This is a genomic window from Enterobacter sp. WPR_3_1, from assembly GCF_003635055.1.
In the GTDB taxonomy this organism is placed as follows: domain Bacteria; phylum Pseudomonadota; class Gammaproteobacteria; order Enterobacterales; family Enterobacteriaceae; genus Enterobacter; species Enterobacter ludwigii.
Map to the genome: position 1 here is coordinate 458,655 of NZ_RBXU01000011.1, position 12,049 is coordinate 470,703.

Consider the following 12,049-nt stretch of genomic DNA (forward strand, 5'->3'; position numbering starts at 1 on the left):
GAATTTATGTCCCGAATGGCAGAACAGCAGCTTTATATCAATGGTGGTTATACATCGGCCACCAGCGGTCGCACCTTCGAGACCATCAACCCGGCCAACGGTGAAGTCCTGGCGACCGTTCAGGCCGCCGGGCGCGAGGATGTCGATCGCGCCGTAGAAAGCGCGCAGCGCGGGCAAAAAATCTGGGCGGCAATGACCGCCATGGAGCGCTCGCGCATTCTGCGCCGTGCGGTAGACATTCTTCGTGAGCGTAACGACGAGCTGGCGAAGCTGGAAACCCTCGACACCGGCAAAGCGTACTCAGAAACCAGCACCGTTGATATCGTCACCGGCGCGGACGTGCTGGAGTACTACGCAGGGCTGATCCCGGCGCTGGAAGGCAGCCAGATCCCCCTGCGCGATACCTCATTTGTCTACACCCGTCGTGAACCGCTGGGCGTGGTCGCGGGCATTGGCGCGTGGAACTACCCGATCCAGATCGCCCTGTGGAAATCCGCGCCAGCGCTGGCCGCAGGTAACGCGATGATCTTCAAGCCGAGCGAAGTGACTCCCCTCACCGCCCTGAAGCTTGCCGAAATCTACACCGAAGCGGGTCTGCCGGACGGCGTGTTTAACGTTCTGCCGGGCGTGGGCGCAGAAACCGGTCAGTTCCTGACCGAGCACCCGGGCATCGCCAAAGTCTCCTTCACCGGCGGCGTTGCCAGCGGCAAAAAAGTGATGGCCAATTCGGCGGCCTCGTCCCTGAAAGAGGTGACGATGGAGCTGGGCGGGAAATCCCCGCTGGTTATTTTCGACGATGCCGACCTGGATCTCGCGGCGGACATCGCCATGATGGCCAACTTCTTCAGTTCCGGACAGGTGTGCACCAACGGCACCCGCGTGTTCGTGCCGGCGAAATTCAAAGCCACGTTTGAGCAGAAAATTGTTGAGCGCGTGGCACGTATTCGCGCGGGCGATCTGTTCGATGAACGCACCAACTTTGGCCCACTGGTGAGCTTCCCGCACCGCGAAAACGTGCTGCGCTATATCGCCAAAGGCAAAGAAGAAGGCGCGCGTGTACTGTGCGGTGGCGACGTGCTGAAAGGCGAAGGCTTTGACAACGGCGCGTGGGTGGCTCCCACCGTGTTCACCGACTGCACCGATGAGATGACCATCGTGCGCGAAGAGATCTTCGGGCCGGTGATGTCCATCCTCACGTACGAAACCGACGAAGAGGTGATTCGTCGCGCCAACGACACCGATTACGGTCTCGCGGCAGGCATCGTGACTGCCGACCTGAACCGCGCGCACAGCGCGATCCACCAGCTTGAAGCGGGTATCTGCTGGATCAACACCTGGGGTGAATCCGCGGCAGAGATGCCGGTTGGTGGCTACAAACACTCCGGCATTGGCCGCGAGAACGGCGTAATGACGCTCCAGAGTTATACCCAGGTGAAGTCCATCCAGGTTGAGATGGGTAAATTCCAGTCCATATTTTAACCGGGAGGTTTTTTTGCAATTTGACTACATCATTATTGGTGCCGGCTCTGCCGGCAACGTACTGGCAACACGACTGACGGAAGATCCCAATACCACCGTTCTGCTGCTCGAAGCGGGCGGCCCGGATTACCGTTTTGACTTCCGCACCCAGATGCCTGCCGCGCTGGCGTTTCCCTTGCAGGGCAAGCGTTACAACTGGGCGTATGAAACCGAGCCCGAGCCGCACATGAACAACCGCCGTATGGAGTGCGGTCGCGGCAAAGGGCTGGGCGGCTCATCCCTGATCAACGGCATGTGCTACATCCGCGGTAACGCGATGGATCTGGATAACTGGGCAACTGAGCCGGGTCTGGAACACTGGAGCTATCTCAACTGCCTGCCCTACTACCGTAAGGCAGAGACCCGTGACGTGGGGCCAAACGACTACCACGGCGGCGACGGCCCGGTGAGCGTGACCACCTCTAAACCCGGCGTAAACCCGCTGTTTGAAGCGATGGTAGAAGCCGGTGTGCAGGCGGGCTACCCGCGTACTGACGATCTTAACGGCTATCAGCAGGAAGGCTTCGGCCCGATGGACAGAACCGTGACGCCGCAAGGCCGTCGCGCCAGTACCGCACGCGGCTATCTGGATCAGGCGAAATCACGCCCGAACCTGACCATTCGCACCCATGCCATGACCGATCACATTATTTTTGACGGCAAACGCGCGACAGGCGTCGAGTGGCTGGAAGGCGAGAGCACGATTCCGTCAAAAGCGACGGCCAGCAAAGAGGTGCTGCTGTGCGCCGGGGCGATTGCCTCTCCGCAGATCCTGCAGCGCTCCGGCGTGGGTAACGCGGAACTGCTGAAGCAGTTTGACATCCCGCTGGTACATGACCTCCCGGGTGTGGGTGAAAACCTGCAGGATCACTTAGAGATGTACCTGCAGTACGAGTGCAAAGAGCCGGTCTCTCTCTACCCTGCCCTGCAGTGGTGGAACCAGCCGAAGATTGGCGCGGAGTGGCTGTTTGGCGGCACCGGCGTGGGAGCGAGCAACCACTTTGAAGCGGGCGGGTTTATCCGCAGCCGCGAGGAGTTTGAATGGCCGAATATTCAGTACCACTTCCTGCCGGTCGCCATTAACTACAACGGGTCGAACGCGGTCAAAGAGCACGGCTTCCAGTGCCACGTTGGCTCCATGCGCTCACCAAGCCGCGGGAGTGTACGGATTAAATCACGCGATCCGCATCAGCATCCGGCGATCCTGTTCAACTATATGTCCCACGAACAGGACTGGCAGGAGTTTCGCGATGCGATCCGCATCACCCGTGAGATCATGCACCAGCCGGCGCTGGATAAATACCGTGGACGGGAAATCAGCCCGGGCATTGAGTGCCAGACCGACGAACAGCTGGACGAGTTTGTGCGTAACCACGCTGAAACCGCCTTCCACCCGTGCGGCACCTGTAAGATGGGGTATGACGAAATGGCCGTGGTCGACGGCGAAGGTCGCGTTCATGGGCTGGAAGGATTGCGCGTGGTGGATGCGTCCATTATGCCGCAGATCATCACCGGCAACCTGAACGCCACCACCATCATGATTGGCGAGAAAATTGCCGATGCCATTCGCGGACGCGAGCCGCTGGCGAAGAGTACCGCGGCATATTATGTCGCCAACGGTGCACCGGTTCGCCTGTAACGCAGTTTGCTAAGCAGCCCCTCTCCCAACGGGTGAGGGGCATATTTTACAGACGAAACGCTTCCAGCTTTTTACGCTGCCGCCCTTCCCCGTCAAAATTCGCTTCAGCCAGCCAGGCGCGGAGTTCGGCATCCCGCTGTGGCCATTCTCCATCAATGATTGACAGCATGTCGCTGTCGCGGTTGCGCCCTTTGCGCACCAGCTTCTGACGCAGTCGGCCTTCCCAGACAAACCCCAGCCTTTCCGCCGCATTACGCGAGGCAGTGTTCATTGAATCGCACTTCCACTCCAGCCGACGATAGCCATGCTCGAATGCATTCCTGAGCAGCAGCCATACGGTTTCCGTGCCGAGGCGGGAGCCTTTCATCTTGCGTGACCAGGTGACGTGGCCGATCTCCACCGACCCTTGCATGCGCTCTATTGCCATATAGCTCACCAGCCCCACCGCTTGCCCGGTACGCAAATCGATGACGGCATACGGCACCAGTTCATCATCCAGTACTTTGCCAAGGACCCATTCTGCGGTGTCTTCAACGCTCACGGGCTGGGTGCTGACAAGCCACGTCCAGTCGCTGTCGTCCCCCAGCGCATAGGCCTCATACAAATCCGCGGCGTGACGTTCGGCATCCAGCGGCTCCAGACGACAATACTGACCGACAAGCGGAGTGCGGGTTAACGCACGGGCGCATTTCCAGTCGGGGACGATATCGTTAACAGTTTGACCATGTTGATTAAGCTCGGGCACGGCGTTGACTCCCGGAAGGATAAGGGTTTTGTTATAGCAGGTTAAAAAGCGGACGAAAAGAGACGCGGCGTATCGCCTGCTCGGGAAAACGGGAGGGAGTGGCGTTTGCACGCCAGGATGACAGCGGTACGCCGGGTAAGACGTCGTCCTACCCGGCAAAGCATTATTTCAGCAGCTTCACCGTAGCGTCGATGTCGATCTCATCTTCCGTGAAGATCATCGTCGTATTCTGGAAGGTGGTGATAGCCAGTTTCTTCACCGTGCGCATTTCACCCGGTTTTTTATCAGACTTGGGTTTGATGTTGTTCATCAGCAGCCCCACGGACAGTACCGCGTTCTCTTTATCGATGCCGGTATCTGCTGGCTCTTCTTCGCTGAACACCACAAACGATTTGATCGAGGTGAGCTTCACGCGCTCGCCTGCGATATAGAGGTGTTTGCTTTCCGGGATCACCTTCACCGCATAGGCGGAAAGGCCTTTGTTGTTGGTTGTGGGCTCGAAGGTCACCGCTGCGTCTTTCTTAATCAGATCAGGGTTGGCGACCTTAATCACATGAAAATAGCGGTTGTCACCGTTTTCATCTTTGATAAATCCAAAGCCTTTATCTTTAAACCACGTTGTGATTGTACCGTTCATCGCTGTTACCGCCTGTCAGATCTCTAAGACTAAAGTTTTGCAGCGCGCAGTGTAATCCACAATGGCTGAGGAGACAAAAAAAAGCCCCTGCACGGGGGCAGGGGAAAACTCATGTCAGAGCTTATTAGTATTTAGTTGAACACCATACCACCGTCAATCAACAAGGACTGACCGGTCATGTAGTCGGAATCTGGCCCGGCGAGATAAGAGACGCAGGCGGCCACATCTTCGGGTTCGGACAATCTGCCAAGCGTAATGCGTTTGGCAAACGTTTCAGTACCGTAGCCGAGCGGTTTACCCGCTGCTTCGGAGACCTGGCGGTCAATTTCCGCCCACATCGGCGTTTTGACGATGCCCGGGCAGTAAGCGTTAACGGTGATCCCTAATGGCGCAAGATCACGTGCCGCCGTCTGGGTTAACCCGCGTACCGCAAACTTACTGGAACTGTAGACCGCCAGTTCAGGGTTCCCGGTATGGCCTGCCTGGGAACAGGCGTTGATGATCTTGCCGCCGTGCCCTTCTTTACGGAAGGCGTCAATGGCAGCCTGGATACCCCAGATAACCCCTTTGACGTTGATGTTGTAAACTTTGTCGACAATTTCCGGGGTGATCGACTCAATTGGCGTGGAAGGCGCGATCCCGGCATTGTTGACGATCACGTTGAAACCGCCCAGCGCAGTGCGGGCTTTTTCCACCGCTGCAAACACCTGCTCGCGGCTGGAGACATCCACCTTCACGGCGACGGCCTTCCCCCCATTACGAGTGATCTCATCGGCAACGGCTTTTGCCGTCTCTTCGTTGTAATCCGCGATGGCGACGGCAAAACCGTCTTTCACCAGGCGAAGCGCAATCGCTTTACCAATCCCCTGGCCTGAGCCTGTTACGAGAGCAACTTTTTGCATTTCTCTGTCCTTATATTGATTCACAAAATCTGGCTGAGATGGAGCTGGCCCATCAGCAGCGGGTTATCGCTATAGTCGACGGGAATGGCGACCACGGCCGGGCCATCGACATCCATTGCAGCACGCAGCGTAGGCTCCAGCGCATCCGCGCTCTCGACGGCAAAGCCTTTCGCCCCAAAGGCATCGGCATAGACTTTGAAATCGACCGGGCCGAACTCTACGCCGGAAAGGCGCTGGTATTTTTTCTCTTCCTGGATCGCCACCATGTTGTAGGCGTTGTCCACCCAGATGATGTGCAGCACATTGGCATTGAGACGCACGGCGGTTTCCAGCTCCATGCTCGACTGCAGGAAGCCACCGTCACCGGACACCGAGACCACCTTGCGGCCAGGATTGACCAGCCACGCACCAATCGCCCACGGCAGTGCAACGCCCATGGTCTGCTGACCGTTAGAGATCATGACCTGACGTGCGCGGAAGCTATAGAGATAGCGGGCGATCCAGATGTGGAAGCTCCCCATATCAACGGTGAGCGTAACGTCGTTATTGACGATGTCCTGCATGGCGCGCACGATGCGCAGCGGATGCAGGGCAAACTGATTGAGCGAGGCGCCTCGGCGATCGAGCAGATCCCGTTGATGCTGACGATCGACCAGGATTTCTGACGCGCGCGCGCTGAGCTCCAGCTTGTGGGCGATCCGGCTCGCGAGCAGGTTCAGCGTTTCGGCGATGTCCCCCACCAGCTCGAGGTCAGGCACATAATTGCGTTCTTCATAGGCAGGCAGCACATCGATATGCACCAGCGTGGCGTCGCCGCTGTTCCACATGGACGGTTCGTATTCCACCGGGCTGTAACCGATGCAGATAATCAGATCCGCCAGATGCAGCAATCTGTCGCCTGCCTGGTTGTTAAAGAGGCCGACACGTCCGGCAAAGCGGGTGAAATGTTCCTGATTCACCGCCCCGGCCGCCTGATAGGTACTGGTGACCGGGATGCGGCTTTTCTCCAGCAGCTTACGCAGCGCGGCGCTGTTGGCAGGCTGGCTGGCCATCAGGCCCAGTAAAATGACCGGATTTTTGGCTTTTTCGATAAGCTTCGCCACGTCGTTAATGGCGGATTCCGGTGCTGGCCCCATTTTGGCAGTACTGCTGCCCGGCAAAATCGCGCCCGTGGCGGGCTGGTCGACAATATCCTGCGGCAGGCTGACGAACGCGCCCCCAGGCCTGCCGTGCTCGGCGGCGCGAAACGCGTTCGAGACCACTTCGGCAATCGCATCCGGTGAACTCACCTCTACGGCGTATTTCGTCACCGGGCTGAACATGGCGACGGTGTCCATGCTCTGATGCACCAGCTTCGCTTTATCTGCCCGCTTCACGGCACCGCCCAGCGCGACCACCGGGTCGCCCTCACTGTTGGCGGTGGCAATCCCGGTGATCAGGTTTGAGCAGCCCGGTCCGGAGGTGACCAGCGCGACCCCGGCCTTGCCGGTCAGGCGCCCTACCGCTGCGGCCATAAACGCCGCGTTCGCTTCGTGGCGCACGGGAATGATTTCGATGGAGGAATCGAGCAAGGAATCAAACACTTTGTCGATTTTTGCACCCGGAATACCGAAAACCTGCTTCACGCCCTGCGCTTCCAGCTGGCCTACGACCATATCGGCGCCATGCGCCCACTGACGTGCCTGTTTATCACTGTTCACGGTGGTTCTCCTGTTAGTTTTCGACGGAACGGATTGCAGCATCAAGGTTGCTGGGGTGAAGGTTGGCCTGTAAAAATGCGCTGTCGGCAGGCAGGTCGATCATCAGTTTGTGAATTTCACCGAAGGTCAGCACGCCGCTCTCCAGCTGGTAGTCGAGCAGATGCCCGCCGCCCTGACGATCGTCGGTGATAAAATGTTCGTGATATCCCGCGACGTTAATGCCCTGCATATGCTGCGGCGTGCGGAACCCGACCAGTACCCCTTCTCGCTGGTTAAAGCGGAACACCGGCTGGTCGTCCAGAACGTCGGTCATCGCACGGTATGGCGGCTTCTGACGCGGAACGGTACGGGTGTGGGCGTGGCGGAAATTACCGTCGATGCGTAACGCACAGAACAGGTTATCGGAGGGGATTTGCTGGTCGATCACGTCGTGGATCTGCTGACGGCTGACCGGCGCATCGAAGGTTTTGCGATACTGCGGCTGGAACCAGGTCATCACCGCAAACGGTGTTTTTTGCTCCGGCTTCGCGGCACGGGCACTCCCGTCGGCGCGCAGCTGATACACCTGGCTGCTGAAGGCAATCATTTCGCCATCCAGCTCGTTGAACGTACCCAGACCAAAATCGCCGTGCGCAAGCAGATCGGCGATAGTGGTATCCCCCTCGTACACGCCGCTTAACAGGGCGCTCATTAGCGATGTCTGATAGATCACGCTGTCAGGATGCTGGGCAGAAAACCCACGCAGGGTCTCGCACAAACTGGCCTCACAGTCGCATGCAGATGAATGCACCATCATGCTCGTCCTCTTCAACTTTATTTAGAAAGGTTAAATAAATGTTGACCCGATTCAGCATAGAGTTCCAATATAGAATCCATGCTGGTTTGAGACGTTTTTGATATGGAACTTCGTTATCTGCGGTATTTTGTCGCCGTTGCACGTGAGCGACACTTCACCAAAGCGGCCAAAGCGCTGGGTATTTCACAGCCTCCTCTGAGTCAGCAGATTAAACGGCTCGAGGAAGAAGTGGGCACGCCGTTATTCAGACGCCTGACGCGAGGCGTGGAGCTGACTGAAGCGGGAGAAGCCTTCTATGAGGACGCCTGTAAGATCCTGGCGCTGAGCGACGCCGCGCTGGAGAAAGCCCGGGGCATTGCCCGCGGGCTGAACGGCAGTCTGTCGATTGGGATCACCAGTTCAGACGCCTTTCACCCCAAAATCTTCACCCTTATTCGCCAGTATCAGCTGCAGAACATGGCGGTGAGAGTGCACCAGGTGGAAGCCAATATGTCTTCGCTGACGGCGATGCTGGCGGAGGGTGAACTGGATATCGCGTTTGTGCGTCTGCCGTGTGAGAGCAGCAAAGCGTTTGAGCTAAAAATTCTCGACCGTGAGCCGATGGTTGTGGCGCTGCATCGCGACCATCCACTGGCGAAGTGTGGATCGCTGGCGCTGGAGCAACTGCGGGATACGCCGGTCGTTTTGTTCCCGCAGGAGGTCGCGCCAGGGCTGTACGATCGCGTTTACGGCTGCTGCGAGCGGGCCGGAATTGACGTGCAGCACACGCTGCAGTCTTCGCAACTTTCCTCTTCCCTGAGCATGGTGTCCGCTGGCGGCGGGTTCGCCCTGGTGCCGAAGTCGATGGCCGCCATTTCGCCCCCCAATGTGACCTACCATGCGCTGACATCACCGGAGCTTTATACTGATATCGCGCTGTGCTGGCGGCGTTTTGAACGTTCGCGGACGGTGAAACGGTTTCTGGCGATGCTGAGTGAAGGGTAATGGCGCGGCGCTGCTTGCGCCCGCTAAGGCCTTTCTGGAAGCCGCCTCGCAAACCTGCAAGTAACCCTGTGTAATTCAGGGTTACTGCTTTTCTTACTCTCCTCCCGGCCGTAAAGTGCCTGCGTTGCGGCACATCCGCAACCGGGCGTAGGAACCCGTTGGCATAAAGCGATTTTTTTTGTCGCGACAGCGCATATACCGTTAAAATCACGGTGGCGCTGGCGGAGCAGCCGAAAGGCTGGCCGTTTTTCTTTATGCACGGTATTCCTACCTCCGTCAGCGCTACCCCCCAAGAGCGTAGGAACTCACCGGGCGGTTAATAATTTTTGCATAAAGAGGATGCCATATGGCTACTATCCCTTCCCTGTCTTACGCGCTCTCTGAAGAAAGCGCTATACACCATCTGCTTCATCTACAACTGCCTGAATCTGCAGATCTCTTCGAACTGGCCGATGCCTGCACCGCGTATGTAAGCGTGCTGGTAGAAACTGACGATGCGGTCACCCATGCAACACTGTGCACGCGTTTGCTGGCAGTCCTTAAACGCCTTCGCGCGCGTTGTGATTCTGCCCTCCCGCCTTATCTGGTCGAACAGCTGATTGCAGGAGAGAAGATTGTCTCCTGCGTTCCGGACTGCTGGCAGGATACGTCGCTCCAGGTGGACTATGCGCTGGCGTTAACGCAGGCGGTAATGGGCGGAACATTGCCTGCAAACGTGGCAAAAGAGCTGACCGGTCTGCTACATGATATGGTCTGGCTGCTGGCGGAGTTCGTGAAAGAGCCGTATATCACGGCGCACTAAGGCCAGTGCGTAAGGGCCGAAATTCAGCTGGTCTGTGAGCCAGAATTTCGGCCTTAATAATCTAAAAAACCCATGCAGACGAAGGGTTAAAGTACTGAGGTAGCCTCGTCCAGCCAGCCGGGAAGCGTTTCTCTGTACCAGTTCAGGTACAGCTCAAAATCTGTTTTATTTCGGTCATAGAGCAGGGACACCACCTCTGACAAAATCCATGCTTTAGCAAGGGTTATTTCCGTCGCTAGCTGTCGGGCAGGCATATGCAGATAATGCACGCTGTAACGCTCCGCAAGCTGTAAAATGCTTTGCCTGGAGCCCATCCCCTTTACCAGCGGGGCGAGGTCGATAGCCGGACTGCCCGTGCCAAACCTTTCCCAGTCAAAGAGAACCCACTCTCCGTTTTCTCTTCTCCCCCAGTTACCGGCATTGGTATCCCCTGAGATTAAACATTTCTGCCGAAACAAAACGCTGCCCGCTTGCTGAAAACAGCGCATCTGGTGGGCCGCGCGGTCCGGTAATTTCAAAAGCGCCAGTGATTTTTCAAGCGCTTTCTCGGACCAGGAATGAGGGTGATACACCCAGGTTGGGTCTGGTGGAGTGCAATGAAGATGAGAAAGGCATTTCAATATGTCATCCCCCGACACCTCATCCTGAGACACTTTTCCAGGGATATATTCCAGCCTTAACCGGCGTAGATGTGGATCGGCAGACAACAGCGTCGGGGTTTTGATTCCCCTGCTGTTGAGCTCTTCCGCCGCATACTCGTAGAAAGCGTATTCCACAGGGCTAACAGGGCATTTATCTATGACTTGCTGACCATATTGATCCACCAAACGCTGCACTTTTGCCGCACCCATTTGGGATAAATTCTCCGCAGACATACATGACTCCCTGAGTCAGGTTTGGCTTTAAGGGATAAGTGTAGTGTGATGCGGAGAGATCAGGGGCATTGCGTTTTACGGGCAGTGTTGCGGGTTGTGGGAAGGTCCGATTAGAGCGAGGTGCGGAAGTTGCGTTGTGCTAAGTAATACTAAATGAGGCAGCCCAATGATGATGAAAAATCTTGTCACCATGCTTCAAATTCAATATATCAAAATTTTAGTTGTGTATTTTTGTAAAGGAAAAGATTTGTTGGCCGATAAGACCTATGTCTCCTTTTAATAATATTGAATCAAGGGAGGCTATTAGTGTATAAAAATTGTTACAAAAGGAGTAATTATGCTTAAGCACGAAGTTTCCTGCGTTGGCGATATTTTAAAAATTGTTAACGAAGTTGCGAAACAAAATAAAGACCGCCAATTATATTTTCGAGGCCAAGCAGATGCTAGTTGGGGGATAGAATCTTCTCTTTGTCGATTATTAAATTCTAATGACATTAAACCTCTTCCAGTTAAAAACATGGATCCTGATTTCGCTTTAAAAATTTCACACTCTCGACTGGCATCTGAGTTATTTGATAGTTTTAAAGATAAATTTGTACTGTATTCTGATGTTAATATAATAAAAGGATACGAGTTGAATGATATAGACCTGCATGTTATGGCTCAGCATTATCAATTACCAACACGTGTAGTCGATCTAACCAAAAACCCATTAATTTCACTTTACTTTGCCACCGAAGAAAACAAGTCCGATACTGATGTTGCTGTATTTATTCTAAAAAATGGGTATTCCGAAACATCTAGCAAAGTTTTTCAATCAAAATTGGAAAAGGCTCAGAAGAAATATTATGATTTTTATCAATTAATTAGACCGTATATGCGTGCGGGGAGTAAAGAATCCATTTCCAAAGCTATTGATTTATTCAAAAACTATAAAATTGACTTCTACGAATTGAATCAAGAATTATTGCTATGCAAAGATGATATCCACCCAGATCACAGTGCCGTGCTCAATAGCATGGCATCGTATAATGACGAAAAAATAGAAGAAATACTACATATATTTTCTGATGAAGATGGCTTCAATTTTAGACAATCCCACAGTTCAATCCGTATTTACAACTCTACATTACAGGTAATTAGCCCTCTTCCAATTAACCAACGCATTAAAAATCAGCAAGGGTTACTATTATTTTCGAATGTCATCAACAAACCAATTTTTAAAGCATCACATTTTTTTGACAATAATATTATTTCCGATACCGACTTTAAATCACAAAACTTCGCGAACGAGAGTTGTTTAAAAATTATTATTAAGTATAAATATGTGGATGCTATCAGAAAAGAATTGGAACGTTATGGCATTACTCGGGACTTCATTTATCCTGAGTTACCGAACTACACTTTATATATGAAAGATAAGATACTCAGAAGTTACATTTAATCAACAA

11 protein-coding genes and 1 pseudogene are annotated in these 12,049 nt (G+C 54.5%); 6 read left to right on the forward strand and 6 right to left on the reverse strand.

Features of this window, described 5'->3' with window-relative positions:
- Positions 1 to 6: 6 nt before the first annotated feature.
- Both betB and betA read left to right on the forward strand, forming a co-directional pair.
- A complete protein-coding gene (gene betB / locus BJ887_RS16265) occupies positions 7 to 1,479 on the forward strand; it encodes a betaine-aldehyde dehydrogenase (protein ID WP_121340114.1) in 1,473 nt (490 codons plus the stop codon).
- Positions 1,480 to 1,492: 13 nt separating this feature from the next.
- Positions 1,493 to 3,157, forward strand: a complete 1,665-nt coding sequence (gene betA, locus BJ887_RS16270; RefSeq protein WP_121340115.1) for a choline dehydrogenase — start codon at positions 1,493 to 1,495, stop codon at positions 3,155 to 3,157.
- Positions 3,158 to 3,203: 46 nt separating this feature from the next.
- On the opposite strand, the gene BJ887_RS16275 is transcribed toward betA, so the two are convergent.
- The 5 genes from BJ887_RS16275 to budA form a co-directional block, all read right to left on the reverse strand.
- Complete coding sequence (locus BJ887_RS16275; protein WP_014169054.1) at positions 3,204 to 3,902, reverse strand: GNAT family N-acetyltransferase; 699 nt, start codon at positions 3,900 to 3,902, stop codon at positions 3,204 to 3,206.
- A gap of 163 nt (positions 3,903 to 4,065) precedes the next feature.
- Entirely contained in the window at positions 4,066 to 4,539 is a 474-nt protein-coding gene (locus BJ887_RS16280; protein ID WP_014169053.1) for a cold-shock protein, read from the reverse strand.
- A gap of 131 nt (positions 4,540 to 4,670) precedes the next feature.
- Positions 4,671 to 5,441: a (S)-acetoin forming diacetyl reductase gene (locus BJ887_RS16285; RefSeq protein WP_020885040.1), complete on the reverse strand. Its 771-nt coding sequence runs from the start codon at positions 5,439 to 5,441 to the stop codon at positions 4,671 to 4,673.
- A 20-nt stretch (positions 5,442 to 5,461) separates the two neighbouring features.
- Positions 5,462 to 7,141: an acetolactate synthase AlsS gene (gene alsS, locus BJ887_RS16290; protein ID WP_020885041.1), complete on the reverse strand. Its 1,680-nt coding sequence runs from the start codon at positions 7,139 to 7,141 to the stop codon at positions 5,462 to 5,464.
- Positions 7,142 to 7,154: 13 nt separating this feature from the next.
- Positions 7,155 to 7,934 (reverse strand): acetolactate decarboxylase, encoded by a 780-nt coding sequence (gene budA / locus BJ887_RS16295; RefSeq protein WP_025204708.1) that lies wholly within the window; start codon positions 7,932 to 7,934, stop codon positions 7,155 to 7,157.
- Positions 7,935 to 8,039: 105 nt separating this feature from the next.
- Between budA and BJ887_RS16300 the strand changes: the two genes are divergently transcribed.
- The 3 genes and pseudogenes from BJ887_RS16300 to BJ887_RS16310 all read left to right on the forward strand — a co-directional run bounded on the left by BJ887_RS16300 (position 8,040) and on the right by BJ887_RS16310 (position 9,723).
- Positions 8,040 to 8,921 carry a LysR family transcriptional regulator gene (locus tag BJ887_RS16300; protein ID WP_014169049.1) on the forward strand — a complete coding sequence of 294 codons (882 nt, stop codon included), beginning with the start codon at positions 8,040 to 8,042 and terminating at the stop codon, positions 8,919 to 8,921.
- A gap of 203 nt (positions 8,922 to 9,124) precedes the next feature.
- Positions 9,125 to 9,241, forward strand: a pseudogene (locus BJ887_RS16305) (ash family protein); the annotation flags it as partial.
- A 26-nt stretch (positions 9,242 to 9,267) separates the two neighbouring features.
- Entirely contained in the window at positions 9,268 to 9,723 is a 456-nt protein-coding gene (locus BJ887_RS16310; RefSeq protein WP_040016886.1) for a hypothetical protein, read from the forward strand.
- 86 nt (positions 9,724 to 9,809) lie between these two features.
- Here the strand turns inward: BJ887_RS16310 and BJ887_RS16315 are convergent, their stop codons facing one another.
- Positions 9,810 to 10,598, reverse strand: a complete 789-nt coding sequence (locus BJ887_RS16315) for a phosphotransferase (protein ID WP_121340116.1) — start codon at positions 10,596 to 10,598, stop codon at positions 9,810 to 9,812.
- Positions 10,599 to 10,935: 337 nt separating this feature from the next.
- Between BJ887_RS16315 and BJ887_RS16320 the strand changes: the two genes are divergently transcribed.
- A complete protein-coding gene (locus tag BJ887_RS16320) occupies positions 10,936 to 12,042 on the forward strand; it encodes an FRG domain-containing protein (protein ID WP_121340117.1) in 1,107 nt (368 codons plus the stop codon).
- The last annotated feature ends 7 nt before the right edge of the window (positions 12,043 to 12,049 follow it).